This window comes from Singulisphaera rosea (genome assembly GCF_054877945.1).
In genome coordinates this window covers 23,118-40,210 of record NZ_JBTYIP020000016.1, presented here as the reverse complement: position 1 = coordinate 40,210, position 17,093 = coordinate 23,118, and the positions used below count along the sequence as shown (strand labels likewise).

Genomic DNA, 17,093 nt, shown 5'->3' with positions numbered 1-17,093 from the left:
ACTCATCGCCCATTAAAACCCATCATTCATTCAGACCAACCTTCGGCAAGGTGACGAGTCCGAAGGTCGAGTCGGACGCCTGGACCTGGACTCCTTCAGGAACGGCCGAGGGGGTCCCTCGAACATTTCCACCTCGGGATGCGAGGGTGGGGAGCTCGGCGGCGAGGGTGTGCAGGAGGCGGTCGGCGTAGTCTCGGAGCTCCTGGGTGGAGACGACGCCGTCGCCGTCGATGTCGGCGTTCGAGGCCCCTTCGAGCTTGGGGAGCGGGGCCGGCAGCGGCTTCAGGCCGGGGGCTTGCATGCCTCGGAGCAATACGTAGGTCAAAAGCCCGTGGCCCAGGGTCTCCGACTCGGTGGCGAGCTCACCGCGGCGGGCGGCCAAAAGGTACGAGGTCTTCGTCCGGCGCGACTCCTGCTCGTTCGCCATCAGTTGCTGGATCTGACGGACGCCGGGGTCGTCGCGGACCGCTTCGGCCTGGCACGCGTCGATGATGATCAATCGTTGGAGCGCCCCGAGCCGGCTCAGGTTGCGATAGATGACGTAGAAGGGAAGGTCCACGCCCGTCGGCAACCCCGGGCCGGCGGAGTCTGCCATGCCGATACCTCGGTTCATGGCGAGCAAGGGGGCGGTCTCGGGGAACGGGAACCGCGAGAGGAGGAGCGTAAACCGCTCGCGGCCGTTCGGGGCCTTGAGGATGTCGGTGTGGCCGGCCAGGAAGACGACGACGGTGTCCTCGGGGCGATCCCTGACCACGCGCCGGAGGTCGTTGAAGGCGTTCTCGACGCTCCGCTCGTTCACCTGGGTGTCGGTCAGGACGATCTTCTCGCCGAGGTCTTCCGAGTCGCCCACGCCATGGCGATGGATGTGGTCGGCGATGCCTCGGGCGTCGCCGTCCGGGTATCGGAGCGAGTTCCGCTGGTAAGATTGGATCCCCAGTGCCAGGACGTGGACCCGAGCCGGGGCGACGCCCTTATCGTACGAGAGCTCGACATCCGGCGAACGGGCGTCGACGTCGTTGTGACGGCTCGCCATCGCGTAGAACCGGTTCGACCCTCGGCGGAGGCGGACCCGGACGGAGTATTGCCCCAGGTTGGCCCCTTCGGGGACGAAGTCGTCCCCCTCTCGGACCGGCACGCCGTTCTGGAACAGCCGGAGCCCGTCTCGAGGGAGCGAGGGGTCGGACGTCGCGACCTTCAGCTCGACGTCCCGGCCCGCGTCCTCGGGGATCGGCGGCACGTCGAGGATGAGGTTCGGCGGGACCGTCGAGGTGAGGGGGACGGGGCTCTTCCCCTGGCGCAGGTCCTCGGTCAGTTGGAACCGGTAGTATCGCGAGGCGTATTGCTCGAGGGGCCGGACCTCGCGGTCGAGCACGAAGCTCACCAGGCGATCGCCCTGGAACGAGCTGTCGTAGACCCCTTCGGGAGTGAACGCAATCCAGTCGGCGCCCACGGACGCCTGCGAGACGTGCTCCAGGGCGGGCTCGTCGACGCGTATGGCGGGGGCCGCCACGAGCGTGCCGAGCAGGTTTCCCTGGCGTGTCTTCGGGTCGAGACCCCAGAGCCGGATGGTCGTGTCGTCGCCGCCGCTGGCGAACATCGTCGCGCCTGGCCACGCGACGAGGGCGTTGACCTGTTCGGTGTGCTGCTGGCCGGGCTGGAACCGTACTCGCGCCGGGGCCTGGCCGTCGGCGAGGGTCCAGGCGTTCAACGAACGTTCCTGGCCGGAGACCCCGAGCCAACGGCCATCGTCGCTGAACACGACCGCGTGGGCCCTCCCCTGGATGTCGCCCAGGGACCGGGGGCGGGCCGGCTTGCCGGCCTCCCACTCCCACAGGACCACCTGGCTGGCATGGGTCCCCGTCAAGTGGCTCGCGAGGACCCGGTGGGGGTCGCTCGGGCTGAACTGGGCCGCCGTGATCGGGGTCGTCTTCGCGTCGGCCAACTCGGCGACCGGCCGGTCCGGGCCGGGGCCTTCGGGCGCGAGGTCCCAGACCTTTGCCATCCCGTCCTCGCTCGCGGTCAGCAGGAACCGGCCGTCCGCCGAGAAGCCCAGGCTGGTGAGCATCCGCGTGTGTCCCCGGAAGACGCGGGGCTTTCCTCCGCCGACGTCCCAGACGCAGGCGATCTCGTCCTGGCCTCGGACGGTGGTCGCGGCGACGTTCCGGCCGTCCCGGGAGACAACCACGCGGTCGAATCCGACAAGGGACAAGCGCTTACCGTCCTGAGAAACGGGCCGGTCGAAGATCGGCCGCACGTTGCCGCCGGCGCGGTCGACCATCACGACGTCGCCGCCGTTCTTCGCGTCGCGCGTCAACACGAGCCGAGAGCCGTCGGCGACGAAGGTCCCCGAGGTCCAGCCGCCGGGGAGGGGTTTGGCCCCTCGGCCGACCTTGAGGTCCCAGAGCAAGGCATGGTGGTCGTGGGTGATCTGGAGGAGATACCGGCCGTCGGGGGAGACTGCGAGGCGTTCCACCTTCCCGCGGTGGGGGGAGATCCGCGGGTCCTCGCGGCGGGCGGCGAGCTCCCAGCTCCGCACGCCCCCGTCGCCTTCGCCCGCGACGAGCCTGCGGCCGTCGCGCGAGAAGGCCTGGCACGTGAATCCAGCCGACCTCCCCTCGACGGGCAAGGTGCGGAGCTCGGGGTGGGCGCGGTCGTCGAGATCCCAAAGGAGTTGCCCGCCGCCGGTCGAGAGGGCCGCCAGCCATCGGCCGTCGGGGGAGAACGTGGCCGAGTCGATCTCGTTGTCGCCCGACGAGAGCACGAGACCGGGGCCGTCCTGTCCGGGGTTCGAGATGTGGACCTTCGCCCCCGAGGCCGCAGCCAGGGCCCCCGAGGGGTCGAAGCGGAGGGCCCCGACCTTCTCGCCAAGCTCGAGGCGGGAGACGTTCGCCCCGGTCTCGACCTCGCAGACGAGGACCCGGCCGTCCTCATCTCCGACCGCCAGGCGACGCCCGTCGGGAGAGAAGCCGAGGGATGTCGGGCGGCCCCCCGTCCCCTTCAGGCGAGGCCCTGCGGGGTTGCCGTCGCCGTCGAGTCGGTGGATCGTCCCGTCGGCCTCGGTGAGGGCGAACGTCGCGCCCGCCTCTCGGCCGGTCCCCGAGACCCGGATCACTTCCGCGTGCGAGAGTGGCTTACCGCGAAGGACCTGGCCCGTGGGATCCCAGACGACGCCCCGACCGTCCTGGTCGAGCGAGATGAGCCGGGGGCCGTCCTTACCCTGCCCGAAGGCCACTTGCGAGATCCGCACTGCGTGCGGCGAAGGACCTTCCTTCGGCTTCTCCGCCTGGGCGACCATGTCCCAGACGCGCAACTGCCCCGTGCCGTCGCCGCTGGCGACGAACCGGCCGTCGGGGCTCAGGGCCAGGGCGGTCACGCCGACCATGTGATAAGGGAGGACTTTGAGCAGGACCGACTCCCGATCGCGGAGCCGCCAGATGCGGACGGTGGAGTCGAGCGACGCGGTGACGAGGAGCTCGCCGTCGGCCGACGAGGCGACGGCGGTCACCGCGTCGGCGTGCCCTTGTTGTAGCAGGAGCCCGGGGCGGAACTGGTGCTCCGGCAGGAGGTCGACCGGCCAGAGCGTGAGGTCGGGGGAGATGCCGCCGCGGACCCGGAACCCTTGCGCCCGGAGGTCGGGGTCCTGCTGCATCCGGTCGAGGCACGCCAGGACGTTGTTGGGCCGCGTCCCGAGCCCGTCGAGCAACGCGGCGGCGAACGGGCTGTGGGTCTTCCCATCGGCGGCGGGCCGGCCGTCGGCGGCGAGCCAGGCCGAGACGCCGGGCCATCGCGTGAGCCGGTTCAGGAAGCGGGCCCCCACGCCCGGGTCGACCTCGCCCGGGGCCACGGCCCGCTCCCGTCCGGACGGGGACGTGTCGAGCCAGAGCGTCACCGCGCAACGCTTCCGGGCCAGGTCGTCGATCGCTTCCTCGGGCGACCAGCCGGTGTGCGTCAAGTCATCGGCCTTGGCGTCGATCGGCAGGAGCACCGCACGGTCGCCGGCGACGGCCGCCTGGCCGGAGTATGAGACGACCACCAGGTCGCCCGGCCGGACTCGGTGGCCGAGCCATCGGGTGAGGGCCCAGTTCAGGTTGCTCCGGGTCGGGGTCAGGTCGCTGATCGGGTCCTCGGGAGCCCCCGGCCGCGAGACTCCGTTCTCATTCATCATGAGGACGTGAGACCGACCCCAGTGCGCGGTCTCCGTGAACCAACGGACCAGCCCCGCGCCGTCTCGAATCGCGCCATGACCGTCGGGGATGGCAGAGTCGTTGTAGGCGTCGATCGCGATGATCACCGCCCAGACCTCCGGCTTCCGGGCGGTCGGCTCCGCGGCGACCCCAGGACGGCTTACCCCCGAGATCAAAACGCAGGCAAGTGCAACACGCGCCGCGGTCATGGCCCTGTTCACGCTCTCGCCTCCGTTTGTCGGCTCTCGGACGACTACTCAGAGCCTCTCTCGAAGCCTGTTTTTTTCTTAAAAAACGGGTTTCTGTGGGATTCGACGACGACATCCCGGGAGGGGTCGTCATCACCCAGGGCGTTAGAAACCCGTTTTTTAAGAAAAAAACAGGCTTCGGGACAGACACTCACGTTTTCGGGTGGGAGCCCTGCGAGGATGACGGGAATAGCCCCAGGTTGTGACTCGCCCGAGGCCGCCCCAACGCCACGTGCGGGAGCTCAACCGGGGTCCGGCGTTCCCATGAGAACATCGTTTCAAAATGCTGACTCCACGAATCTTTTCATGCGCCGACCGCCCCGAGATAGTGGCGCAGGTGCGTGGCCAGCGAGGCCGCCCCGGGGTCGCGGTCGCTCGGGCGCTTCGCCAGGCAACGCAGGCAGGCTCGTTCCAGTATCTCAGGGAGCGTCGGGTCGATCGATCGGGGGGCCGGCGGGTCGTCGTGGATGATCTGCGCCCGCAACGCGACCGTCGAGGCCGCGGAGAACGGGCGACGGCCGGTCAGCAGCTCGTAGAAGACGACCCCGAGCGAGAACAGGTCGGACCGCGAGTCTGCGGAGCCGAATTGCCCATCGAGTTGCTCGGGGGCCATGTAGGGGAGCGTCCCCGCGGCGCCGACGTCCCGGAGCAGTTCCTCCTCGACGACCGCGATGCCGAAGTCGGTCAGGTAAGCCCTGCCCTGCGGGTCGATCAGGATGTTCTCGGGCTTGATGTCGCGGTGGATGAACCCCGCGCGATGGGCGTGGTCGAGCGCCTCGGCGACCTCGGCCACGATCCGGGCCGACTCGCGAGGCCCCGGGCGACCACCCCGGATCCGGGTCGCCAGGTTTTCGCCCTCGATCCACTCGCCGACGATGAAGCAACTCGCGCCGTCCCGCCCGACGTCGTGGACCGGCACGATGTTCGGATGCCGGAGCCGGGCGACCTTCCGCCCCTCGAGGCGGCAGAGGTCGACCTCGGCCCCGGAGACCGTCCGGTTCACCTTCGGGATCTTGATGGCGACCGGCCGCTCGAGCCAGGTGTCGTAACCCCGGTAGACCCGGCCGAAGCCCCCCGAGCCGATCAAGGCGTCGAGGCGGTAACGGTCGGCCATCGTCCTCGGCAAGCCGGGCTCCGGGAGCGGCAATGCCCTGTCCCCCGAGGTTGAAAGGCCGGTCTCGTCGATGGGCTCGTTCAGCCACTCGAGCTGCTCGAGCTTCTCCAACTGGCGGCGGAACTCGTCGAGCACCTCGGGACAGTCCGAGCAGATCTCCTCGGCTGAGGGAGACTGTCCCTGGGACTTCGCGTCTTCCCAGCGGACGATCAGGTCGAGGATCGCGTCGCGTTGCGTGTTCATCGCCCTCCCCTTCATTCCTCGCGCGGAGACTCGCCGTGGAGTGCGTCGTGGAGGAGGAGCCTGGCCGAGGTCCATCGGCGCTGGACGGTCTTCGAGGCGACGCCCAGGGCCTCGGCCACCTGCTGGTGGGTCATCCCCTGGTACCACAGCAGGTCCATGACTTCACGCTCCGCCTCGGGCAGTCGATCCACGGCCTCGTGGAAGGCGGCCCAATCCTCCAGGACCTCGGGCCGGCCCGAGCCGTCGGGGACCTGCGCCAGGCGTTCCCCGGGATCCTTGCCGTCGGTGTGGTGCCGGCCCGCCACCCCCTCAGGCCCCCGGTCTCTGCGGGCCAGGTCGATCAATTCCCGGCGAATCTGCGAGGCGGCCAGGTTGTCGAAATGCCGGACGCTCTCAGGACGGACCTCGGCGAGCCCTCGGTGGAGGCGGAGCAACGCCGCTTGGAGGAGGTCATCCGTCTCCTCCCAGCGCCTCACGTGCGGGAACCTCCGGAGCATCGCCCGCGCGAGGGCCACGAACCGCCCCTGGGCTAGCGAGATAAGCTGTTCGCGCGCGGACGGATCGCCGGCGCGATGCCGATCGAGAAGGTCCTGCGCCTCGGCGGTCCGGCCCATCCCGCTCCTCCTCATCCCCTCAGGAGCCATTCACTCATGCCGCGGGAGTCCCACCCCTATTCTAACGGCCGCCTTCGAGGGTGGCGTCCCCACTCGGCCGGATGCGAAGCACCGAGCTCCTTTCGAGGAATTCCGAAAGGGGGAGTGTCCACCACCGGGGCCGGGTCTCGCATTCTCCTCCCGAGCGATGAGGGTTCAGCACCCTCCTCGAATCCCGAAGTCCGGTTTTCCAAAGAACGTGAAAGGATGTGGGCCATGGCCCGCGAAATCAACGCCGCCGAGTATGACGCCGAGGTCCTCGCCGCCTCGGTGCCGGTCCTGCTGGACGTCTACGGCGACTACTGCCCTCCCTGCCGACAGCTCGCCCCGGTGCTCGACAAGCTCGCCGAAGAATATGAAGGGCGGGCCAAGGTGCTGAAGATCGAGGCGGGATCGAACGGCGAGCTGGCCGGTCGGCTGGGCGTTTCCTCGGTCCCGGCGGTCCTGGCGTACAGCAACGGCCGGGAAGTGGGCCGGCTCGTCGGCTTGAGGCCGGAATCGGCGTATCGGAAGCTCCTGGAGGCCTCGGGCGTGACGTCCTGAGACGTCAACCAGCGAAAGTCAGGAAAGTCATGCTCGGTTCATGATCCGAGGTGGGGCGGGCAACGCCCACGGGGCGCTCACGAAGGCCTCTGAGGGGTGCCCGCCCTACGAGATGCGAGGACCGCCATGCCCCCCGGCCGGCGTCCAAGTTTGGGGGGTTTTGCCCCCCGGGAATGATGCAAGAGTGCGTGTCGGATCCCTTTAGCCCGAACCCCTAACGGCCCGACCACGATCACAACTCGCGCGTTCCACATAATAAGTATAAACAGAGCTTCCGTCTTCGACGATAATTACTCTCGCACGAGGCGAAAAGTGTGCTCTTGCACTCGCAAGCGACGCCGTCGGCGGCCAGGAAGGCTCCGCCGACCCCATAATTCGCGAGATTCCGCGACGGGACCCGAGGCCCATGGCCTCGCCCAAAGACTCATCGGGCGGCTCCGCGGGCCTCGATCGGGCCGGCACCGCGTCACGATCTATCCGTCGTACGAAACTATTAGGAGCTCCTGGCCCGATGGACAGGATCACGAGACTATCACTAGGGATGGTGTTCGCCAGCCTCGGATCGTGGGTCGCGGGGCCGGCCGTTGCAGCAGGTGTTTCGCCCGCCCTTGACGGGGTGCGAGCGTCCGCCGGGGACACGCGTTCGGCTTCGCCGAGAGCCGCGGAACCGATCTTGCTCGCCCAGGCGGGCCCTGCGCCGGGTGTCTATCCGGATGGCCAGTATCCGCCCGGGGTTCCCAGCCCGCAGTACCCCGGCAATGAGCCGGTGCCCGAATCGCAGGGAGGGTTCGGGGCCGACGGATCGACACCGGGCTCGGGGATGCCAGGTCAGGGTGGCACGGGCGCCGACGGGTCATCGACCTCGCCCGGCTCGGGTGCAGGTTCCAACCCCAATTCCCCGGGCGATACCGGGTCGGCGAACACCTCGACACCGGGGTCGGATGCCGCCTCCTCGGGCACGGACGCCGGGGCCAACGCCTTCGGTGACAGCTCGACGTATTCTCCCGCGGCGGGAGGAGTTCAGAGCGGGGCTCCTTCGGCCTTCGGCGTGATGATCGGCGACCAGGCCCCGATCTTCGGCCGAGCCATCTCGAATCGCCCGACCATCCCCGGTGTGCCCCACCAGCCGGGCTCCCGAAGCGAGTTGTCTCCCGCGCTCGCGACCCGGGCCAAAACGGCCGTGCCTTACATCCGGGCCATGAAGTATTCGGATAACCAGAGCCCGATCCCCCAGGATCGTATCTATACGAACTTCAACTACTTCAACAACGTGAACTACGCCACGAACCAACGATTCGGGGCGCCGGTCTCGTCGATCCAGATTTACCGCTACGTGCTCGGGTTCGAGAAGACGATCTTCGGCGGCATGGGCTCGATCGGCTTCAGCGAGAGCTTGAACACCCTCTCGGCCCGCAGCTCGTTCCAGGGCCTCGGCGGGACGAGCACCGCGATGGGCGACCTGAACCTGTTCGGCAAGTTCATCTTGTGGCAGCGTTGGAATACGGACCAGAACGTCCCGGGATTCGGGGGCTTCGGATATCCCGCCCAGTATCCCGGCCAGAGGGACGGCGGCCTGATCTCGGGCGGGTTGTCGATGACCTTGCCGACCGGCCCCGGCTCGTTCGCCGGCTCGAACTTCAGCAAGAGCTTCCGCAACGTCGCACTCCAGCCGTTCGTCGCCTACTTCTTCACCAAGGGTGACTTCTACTTCCACGGCTTCGAGTCGATCGTCGCCCCGACGGACCCGAACGACGTGACGATGCTGTTCAGTGACGTCGGCGTCGGTTACTACCTGTACCGCAACGAGAGGCTCGACACCTTCCTCACCGCCTTCGCGCCGATCTTCGAGCTCCACGTGAACGTGCCGCTGAACCATACCGACGTGTTCAACGTCCGGGACCCGGTCGGCACGCAGACCGTCGTCGACCTGACGTTGGGGGCCAACACCCAGTTCGGCCAGCGAACGGTTTTGACCCTCGGTGCCGTGGCGCCCGTCTCGGGTCCGAGGCCCTTCAGCGTCGAGGCCGTGGCCCAGTTGAACATCTACTTCGGCGGCCGCCAGCGGAATGCCCCCACGATGGCCGGGCAGTAACCGACCTCGTCACCTCCATCCCGACGTCCGAGAACGCGAAGGGCCGGGGGCCGTCCGAGTCGAACTCGGGCGGCGACCCCGGCCTTTCGATGTTTGCAGGCGTGAGCAAAACACTCCGCGAACAGGGATCAACCCTTCTTCGCGAGGTGATGCAAGGGGCCGACCGGATGATGGCCGCCGGATCGGATCGAGAGGTGAGAAACTTTGAGGGCGTGCGCCCCCGACCGAGCCCTCAGGCCCGAGGCCCCTCGGGTGCGCTGCCTGGCCTGGACGGGTCCCCGCTGGGATCCCCGGGCGCTTCCCAGGAAGTGGTTCCCCGCGAGCCCTCCGAACTTCGGAGGCACGTTGTTCCTGAGGACCTGGAACGCCCCGCCGCGGTTGCCTCGGATCAGGTTCCCCGCAACCCCGGTCCCGCCGATCAGGTTCTGGGTCCCGTTGTTGATCAGGATGCCGTAGAGCGAGGACTGCGAGATCGCATTCCCGGCAACCCGGTTCTGGGACGAAGCCGGGCCGTCGAGGAAGACCCCCGAGAAGCCGCTCCCCTGGATCGTGTTGCCGTTGACGACGCCGTTCGTCCCCACGCCGATCAGGTTGTTGGCAGCGTTGTAGAGATAGATCCCGTCGTGGCCGCTCCCGGTGATGATGTTGTTGATCACCGCGTTGCCGATCGAACTCGCCCCCGATGGGACAACCCCGCCACTCCCGGGGACCACGTCGACAGCGATCTGGACGCCGCTGAAGCCGTTGTCCTGGATGAGATTCCCGCCCGCCGAAACGCCGCCGGAGCTCCCGGGACCCGACGCGACACCGCTGGTCGAGGTGCCGACCTGGTTGCCCGAGGCGTTGAGGATGTACACCCCGTTCTGGCCGTTGGCGATGAGGTAACTGAAGGCCACGACGTTGTTCGTCGCGTCGGTCCCGCCCGGGAAGCCGCTATTGAAGATGAGGACGCCGGACGTCGCGTTGCCCGCGACGATGTTCGAGGTGTCGGAAGTGAACCCGCCGATTCGGTTACCGCTCGAATCCGCGATCACCACGCCCGTCTGGTTGCCGAGCGTATGTGCGGCGTCGGCGATCCCGATCTTGTTCCCGATCAGCGTGGTGCCGGTCGTCCCACCGTAGAGATAGACGCCCGCCGCGTTGTTGCCGGCGATGATGTTGCCGGCGATCGTGTTGCCGCTGGCGCCGACGATATCGACACCGTCGAAGTTGGGTAGCGAATGCGTCCCTTGAGCGTCGGTTCCGATCTCGTTGTTGAGGAGCATGTTCCCCGAGGCCGTGGGCCCGAAGAACCCGACGCCGAAGCCCACGAGGTCGCTCGGGTTGCCCGGAGTGGGGTTGCCCGACCCACCGTTACCCGAGATCACGTTCCCCTGGATGGTGTTCCCCGCCGAGACGATGAGCAAGCCCCCGAGCTTGTTCCCCATCGAGGCGCTCGTGGTCGACCCGCTGGGATCGGTCCCGATGAAGTTGCCCGCGATCAGGCTGCCGCCGCTGTTGGAGTCGAGCACGAGGCCCACCCCCTGCGACGCCTGAAACGTCAGGCCTTTGATGATGCTTCCCGGTGCGTTCACGTCGAGCAGGGCCGGAAAGGGCGAGGCCGTCACGCTCGGGTTCGATCCGAAGCTGACCAGACTCCCGTCGATGACGAAGGGCGCCGGGGGAACCTGCGAGTAGGGCGATTGGATCGTGTCGTCGATGGTGGTGGTCGACGTGACCGTCGGCAAGGGGGAGAGCAGATGCAAAACGTTCGGCCCCGCGGACGGGACCGCGAAGGTGATCGTGCCCCCACCAAACTGGTTGGCGGCGTTGATCGCGAACCGGAGGGACCCCCGCCCGTCATCGTTCGTATTGGTGACCACCAGGGCCGGGACGACGATGAACGTGCTGTTGGCCGTGGCGGTGGCCGTCCCGGGTGAGACGTCGCTCAGTGTGACGCGGCCGGCGAACTGCCCGGGCGCGTTGAAGGTGTGCGTCCCCGTGACGGTGTAGACGCCGGGGGTACTGGAGTTCACGGTGCCCGCCGTGGTGGTCCCGTCGCCCCAGTTGATCGTCGCGGTGAAGCTGCTGGTCGGCTCGCCCGTGTAGGCATCGTTGAACGTGGCCACCGTGCCGGTGAAGGCCTGGCCTTCAAGGACGGTGTTGGTGGTGTCGACCGGGGTCAGGACGTTGGCGTCGGAGACGTTGGCCGTCCCGTTGGTCGCCGCGGTCACGGAGCTCACGAAGCTCTCCGAGTTGACCGTGACACCGCCGACCGTGCCCGATCCGCCGTTCCCCGTCGTGGTCTCGACGTCCGTCCCGACCGTGAACGTGCCGTAGGCCGTATATGTGTGCGACCCGATGATGTTGTAGGTCCCGGTCCCCGTGGGCACCACGGTCCCTGCGGAGGTCGTCCCGTCGCCCCAGTCGATCGTCACGAGGAAGTGCTGCGGCCCGACGTAGATCGCGGCGTTGGCGAAGCTCGCCACGACCGCGTTCGACAGCGCCGTACCCTCGGTTGCATTCAGTGTGGTCGGCGTGATCGATGTGATGTGGTCGGTGATGTTTGACAGGTCGATCGTCTGGAACGACGAGTAGTTGAACGTCTGTGTCCCGATGGCCACCTGGGTCGTGGTGAGGTTCACGGGCTCGGTGCCGGCGGCGTCGACACCCAGGGTGCTATTCGCCGCAGCACCGTTGGCGGTGAAGGTGGTCCCACCAGCGGTCGCGGGGGGTGCCAGGCCCGTGATCAACACGTTGACCGCGTTGTTCGCGCCGAGGGTGGTGACGGTCGTCAGGACCGAGCCGGGGTCCAACGCGATGCCCGGGGTGGCCGTCACGTTGACCGTGTCCCCCTGGCTCGACGAGTCGGAGGCGACGTTCAGGGCCACCAGCCCGGCCGAGGCGGTCGGGCTGTTGAGGTTGACGGTATTGGGGCCGACGCCAAGGTTGACGTTGACGGTCTGTTTGTTGGCGAGGTTGATCGGCGCGAAGGCCGACGGCGAGCTCCCCGAGCCATCGGAGACCGTCATCGACTGGGCAGAGCCCAGCAGCGGGCCATCGGTGATGTCGGTCGACGCGAACGGATGGAGGTCCGTGGTAAAGATCGGCGTCGAGTCGTTGATGGAGGCCAGGCCGCTGAAGTCGATCCCGATGGGGACAGTCGGGCCGCTACCAAACGAGAACTGGAATCCGATCTCCCCGGCGCCAGGACCGCTCGGGGTGTAGTCCTCGTCGTCAATACCCCCGTTCACCAGGCTCCCCTGGATATTCAGGGTGTTACTACCGGCCCCACCGTTGAAGACGACCCCGGGGACCTGGCTCTGGGGGATGGGATTCCCGCCCGCGCCCCCGAAATCGACGGTCAAGGCATCCGCCGCGGCACCGCCGTCCAGCGTGACCAGTTGGAGCGTGTTATCGAGCGAATACGTGATGTCCGCCGGAGAAAAACCGGTGATGAGGCCGTTCGCCTGCAACGTCGAGGGGTTTTGCGCGGACGTAAGAGTCGCGTTCCGACCGGGGCTCGTGGTCGTGGAATCGTCCACGACGAGTTGCGTGACCGTCCCGACAGAAGTCGAGGAATCGACGTTGACGGCTTGCGCGATCCCCGACGTGCCGTTGACCCCGTCGCCAATGGTGACGATCCCCGTCCCGGCGATGTTGACGATGTCGACGGGGTCGTTGTTCGAGTGCAGGTCGATGGTGTTCGGGTTGGCCGGCGTGCCCGTGAAGAGGTTGAACGTCAACGACGCCGACGGCGTCGACGAGAGATTCGTGATCGTGACCGTCGGGGTCCCATCTCCCGCCACGGTCACGCCGCCGCCGAGATTCGTCACCGAAATCGTGGTCGACGGGTCGGAGATCACATAAGAATTGCCCGAGAACGACACGTCCACGTTGTTGACGACGGCGAGATCACTGTTGAAGACCAGGTTGTTCCCCGACCCGATCGTGATGTCGGCGGCGAGCAACGTCCGGCGTTCCAGGGTCTCGAGCCGGGCCTGGGAGCGCGTCCGACGAGAGGACGTAGGCCGCTCTCGTTCGGTAGGCCGGGGCTCTGCGGTCTGGCCGTTCATGTCGATCTTCATCGGTCGAAAATCTCCCGAGCCGCGAGGCGTGGCGTCGAGCGGCGGAGTGGGCCAACGATGGACAGTTCAACTCTCGAAGAGAGTCGGCACCTATTGATCCAATCACGATAGGCCATACGAGCGAGGCGTCGAGCGGTCCCGGTTGCCGATCGGGCGGTCATCCCTGTGGGTCGACGTTCGATCCCCCAAAAGGGAGGATCGACGAGTCCGTTCGAAGCCGACGGCGCAACAATTCCACACCCCACGGACAGAGTTTCTCGGAGGCCAAAGCCAACCGTCACCGCCGACATGGCCCGCGAAGCCGGGGCATCCCGACGGATCGCGGCTTTCCACAAAACCGGAACCCGCGATCACTCCTCAATACGACCCATGGGACGGAGGGTCGCGGGTTCGGCCTGGAAGACTCCGACGCTCCCACGCCTAAGGATTACCATCGGGCCCGGTGAGGTCCCAGGACCTCAGGGTTCGCCGACGGCCGAATCGATGGGCGCAAGTCGGTGCTCGTCGCGAGGGTGTAAAAGTTGGTGATCTATAACACAGTAAGATAGAAGATGATTACCACTCGGTCAAGAACTTTTCCCCAGACCACCAAGATCCAGCAAGACCCCCAAACCCCGCATTATGCAAATCACCCGTTGTGGGTAAAGTTTGCCCGTCGGACGACCTGCCCGATTTCCAGCGATCCGGCCCCCCGAATCGGTTCTATGGGCATGACCTACTCGTTCGCGCGAAGGCTCGAGCCTTCGCGAAACAAGGGAAGGGATGCCCAATCGATCCGGATCAGTCGGCCGTTCGACTTCAGGACTCGGGCCGAGTTTGGAGGCCCAAGTCGCTTCTCAGGGCTTCGGCGTAGCCGGCAGCGCCCCTGCGGGCAGCTCGGGGCACTCGAGGACGATCCGGAAGCCGATGTCGGCGGCATGGTCGTTCCACTGGAGCTTGTCGACGCGATAGGTCGTGCGGGCCGATTCGGGGTAGGACTGATACGAGCCCCCTCGGACCACGACCGAAACGTCGCGATTCGTGGCGTCGGGCAGGAACTGGGGATCGAGTTCCGGCTCCTTCTTCGTTTGGTAAGGCATCCAGACGTCCCGGCAGAGCTCTCGGACATTGCCGGTCAAGTCCATGATGCCGTTGGCGGTCGCATCCTTGGGGTAAGAGCGGAACTTCGCCGTGTTGAGTGTGCTTCCGTCCCCGACCGTGTAGATATTCGCCAGTTGCTGGAGCGGCACGTCGAGCTCATCGCCGAAATCCCAAACGTGGAGGTAGTCTTTGCCGCCGGAACGGGCCGCGTATTCCCACTGAGCCTCGGTCGGGAGGCGTCCCCCTCGTTGGCGGGCGTATTCGCTCGCAAGCTCGTAGCGGAGGTGGACGGCAGGATGTTTGCGTGCCTCCTCGGTGGAGCTTTCCTTGACGAGCGTGTCGAACCGCTTTTTCCATTCGGGTGGGACGCTCGAATTCGACTCGCGGAAGAGGTGCTCGACCTCACCGTTCGTCACCTCCGTCGTTTGGAGGTAGAAGCTCGAGAGCGAGACCGGATGCGCCGGGTCCGACCGGCCTTCGAGGTCGGGCGTCTCGCTGAAATTCCCCATGCGGAAGGTGCCGCCGACGATGCGAACGAAGGTCGCCCCGTCCTCGTCACGTTTCAGGACCAGGGGCATCCCTTTGGGGTCGAGCTTCTCGCCCGGCGAGTATCCTGCGGGCAAGTACATCCGGCGCCCGTTGAGCTCGAGCCGGATCCCGTCCGTCGAGGTCAGTGCGTTGGGCCACCCCTGGTCGGATTGCCCCGCCTTCGGGTCGGCAGTATACCCTCGCGCCTTCCAGAGTTCGAGTTGCGCGGCAACCTCAGGAGTTTTGCCGCCCCCAAAGCCGCCGACCAGCTTGGTCCGTTCCTTGAGGTCCTTCAACGTCGGTATGGTCACGTATCGGGGACCGACGACCGCGGCCACGAAGGCGAAGGCGATCCCCAACGCGACGATCAGCTTCCAGGGACGGCGGCGAGGCTTGGGAGGGACCGGGGGCTCTTCGACGGCCACTTCGGTCTCCGCCGGCTTGTCCCCTCGGCGGTAAGGCCCGTCCTGTGTGAACGGTTGCGTGCGCGTCAACGGGTCGACTCGAGAGCCCCGATACGCCGCGATCTTCTCGGTCTTAGGCCCGTCCCCACGCAACCCGCCCCAGGCATCCAACGCCTCGTGGAACATCTCGAGGAGTTCGTGAGGCGACTGGGGCCGGTCCTTGGCATCCTTCGCCAGGCAGATCATCACGACGTCTTCGATCTCGGGCGCGATTTCGACGTCGGGATTCTTGTCGGCGAACGCGGGCGGGGCCACGGACAGGTGGCTGGCGATCAGCGCGTTGGGGGGCCCCGAGAACGGCCGGAAGCCCGTGAGAAGCTCGTAGAGCAAGACCCCCACCGAGTACAGGTCGCTCCGGGTGTCGATGTCGTCGCCCCGGATCTGCTCGGGGCTCGCGTATGGGAGCGTCCCGATGAACAGCCCGGTCTGGGTCGTGATGTCGTCGACCTCGCCGCCGTCGCGGAACTTGGCGATGCCGAAATCCAGGAGCTTCAGGATCTTCTTCCCGGGGACCCGAGACTCGACGAGCATCAGGTTCGAGGGCTTCAGGTCGCGGTGGATGATCCCTTCGTCGTTGGCGGCCTGGAGGACGTCGCAGAGCTGGTCGATGAGGGCGACGACCTGCTCGATCGGCATCGGCTGGCCGGGCTTAAGGACTCGGTTGAGGCTCTCGCCCCGGACAAGCTCCATCTCGATGAAGGCGGTCCCCGTGCCGAGCTTGGCGTCGTAGACCCGCACCGCGCTCGGATGGTTGAGCCGGTCCATCATGCGGGCCTCACGCCTGAAGCGGGCCCGCATCTGGGAATCCATGGCGATCCCCGAGACGATCAGCTTCAGCGCCCGCTCCGAGTCGAGCTCGAGGTGGCGCACCAGCCAGACGGTCCCCATCCCCCCTTCGCCGAGTTGCCGGACGACCAGGTATCGGCCGAACAGGACCTGCCCCGGGACCGGCGAGTCGGTCATGTCGAACGACGAGTCGAGGGTCGACGCACCGTCCGAGTCTTTTATGGAGTCGCCCCCCGAGCCCGAAGCCGGGCTGAGATAAGGGATGTGGGTCGGGACCGTCGTTCCCCCTTCGACGTGACTCTCCTGGCGAAGGGTTTCGCCCGAGTCCGAGTCGCGAGGAGTCTCCGGTCGATCCGTGCTCGGCCTGGTGGGGCCTTGCTCGAATCCGAAGACCGTCCTCCGCGCACCGATGTCGTCTCGTCCTTCCACCATGAGCGTTCATCCATCAGGGAGTCGACGGCCAAAACTCCAGGTGTTGCTATCTTATCCAGAAAACGGGGCTCGACGGACAACGTTAGAGAGCATCGCGGGCGATCACAAGAAACGACCCCGGCCCCTCTCTTGAGAACGCCAAAAAACCAAGAGCCGGACAGGATTCCCCGCCGGCTCTCTTCAACCCGACTTTGGGGGGCCAGTCCCGGAAGAATTCGACGACCCTTCGTCTCGTCAGCCGAGACATCGTCGGATCACTTCCCAATCACACCTATTGTGGTCTCGGGTCACGCCCCCGAGCAAGATAATAAGGTCGCCAAGCCACCCCCGAAACGCGATCCGGGACGCCCCCGACCATGCGAGAACGTCCCGGATTCGACCGATTACAAAAACCAGGCAAGCTAGGCAGCCGTTCTCCCGCCAACCCGAAGGCTTTGTTCTGTTCACGGCGTGGAGGGGCTTGGATCATCGAACTCCGCGTTCAACATATATTCCCGAATAGTTTTCGGGGCCTTGCCTTCTGCAACTCGGCCGGAGCAAAGCAGACGATGGTCACGATATCCTGCTGTGTGCCCTCGGGAAGTCGACCGATCCGGTCCTCGTCCCGTCGTTCTCGTTCATCACGAGACATCGCATCGAATCGCGAATCGACGACTCGG

7 protein-coding genes are annotated in these 17,093 nt (G+C 66.7%); 2 read left to right on the top strand and 5 right to left on the bottom strand.

The window, feature by feature from the left end; translation table 11 throughout:
• Positions 1 to 22: 22 nt before the first annotated feature.
• The 3 genes from ACYOEI_RS23950 to ACYOEI_RS23940 all read right to left on the bottom strand — a co-directional run bounded on the left by ACYOEI_RS23950 (position 23) and on the right by ACYOEI_RS23940 (position 6,403).
• Positions 23 to 4,405 carry a WD40 domain-containing protein gene (locus ACYOEI_RS23950; protein WP_462852155.1) on the bottom strand — a complete coding sequence of 1,461 codons (4,383 nt, stop codon included), beginning with the start codon at positions 4,403 to 4,405 and terminating at the stop codon, positions 23 to 25.
• A gap of 331 nt (positions 4,406 to 4,736) precedes the next feature.
• Positions 4,737 to 5,789, bottom strand: coding sequence for a serine/threonine-protein kinase (locus ACYOEI_RS23945; protein WP_462852154.1), 1,053 nt, complete (start codon positions 5,787 to 5,789; stop codon positions 4,737 to 4,739).
• A gap of 11 nt (positions 5,790 to 5,800) precedes the next feature.
• A complete protein-coding gene (locus tag ACYOEI_RS23940; RefSeq protein ID WP_462852153.1) occupies positions 5,801 to 6,403 on the bottom strand; it encodes an RNA polymerase sigma factor in 603 nt (200 codons plus the stop codon).
• A 255-nt stretch (positions 6,404 to 6,658) separates the two neighbouring features.
• Here ACYOEI_RS23940 and ACYOEI_RS23935 point away from each other — a divergent pair, with 255 nt between their 5' ends.
• A complete protein-coding gene (locus tag ACYOEI_RS23935; RefSeq protein ID WP_462852152.1) occupies positions 6,659 to 6,985 on the top strand; it encodes a thioredoxin family protein in 327 nt (108 codons plus the stop codon).
• A gap of 511 nt (positions 6,986 to 7,496) precedes the next feature.
• Entirely contained in the window at positions 7,497 to 9,077 is a 1,581-nt protein-coding gene (locus ACYOEI_RS23930) for a hypothetical protein (protein ID WP_462852151.1), read from the top strand.
• Between the two features lie 128 nt (positions 9,078 to 9,205).
• Here ACYOEI_RS23930 and ACYOEI_RS23925 read toward each other — a convergent pair whose 3' ends face one another.
• Together ACYOEI_RS23925 and ACYOEI_RS23920 are read right to left on the bottom strand one after the other, a co-directional pair.
• On the bottom strand, positions 9,206 to 13,144 hold the full coding sequence (locus ACYOEI_RS23925) for a beta strand repeat-containing protein (protein WP_462852150.1): 3,939 nt from the start codon (positions 13,142 to 13,144) through the stop codon (positions 9,206 to 9,208).
• Between the two features lie 836 nt (positions 13,145 to 13,980).
• On the bottom strand, positions 13,981 to 16,434 hold the full coding sequence (locus tag ACYOEI_RS23920) for a protein kinase domain-containing protein (RefSeq protein WP_462852149.1): 2,454 nt from the start codon (positions 16,432 to 16,434) through the stop codon (positions 13,981 to 13,983).
• Positions 16,435 to 17,093: the final 659 nt, after the last annotated feature.

Excerpts from the sequence above, each read along its gene's own strand:
- ACYOEI_RS23945 (WP_462852154.1), bottom strand. The coding sequence starts at position 5,789 with ATGAACACGCAACGCGACGCGATCCTCGACCTGATCGTCCGCTGGGAA.
- ACYOEI_RS23940 (WP_462852153.1), bottom strand. The coding sequence starts at position 6,403 with ATGGGCCGGACCGCCGAGGCGCAGGACCTTCTCGATCGGCATCGCGCC.
- ACYOEI_RS23935 (WP_462852152.1), top strand. The coding sequence starts at position 6,659 with ATGGCCCGCGAAATCAACGCCGCCGAGTATGACGCCGAGGTCCTCGCC.
- ACYOEI_RS23930 (WP_462852151.1), top strand. The coding sequence starts at position 7,497 with ATGGACAGGATCACGAGACTATCACTAGGGATGGTGTTCGCCAGCCTC.
- ACYOEI_RS23925 (WP_462852150.1), bottom strand. The coding sequence starts at position 13,144 with ATGAAGATCGACATGAACGGCCAGACCGCAGAGCCCCGGCCTACCGAA.
- ACYOEI_RS23920 (WP_462852149.1), bottom strand. The coding sequence starts at position 16,434 with ATGGTGGAAGGACGAGACGACATCGGTGCGCGGAGGACGGTCTTCGGA.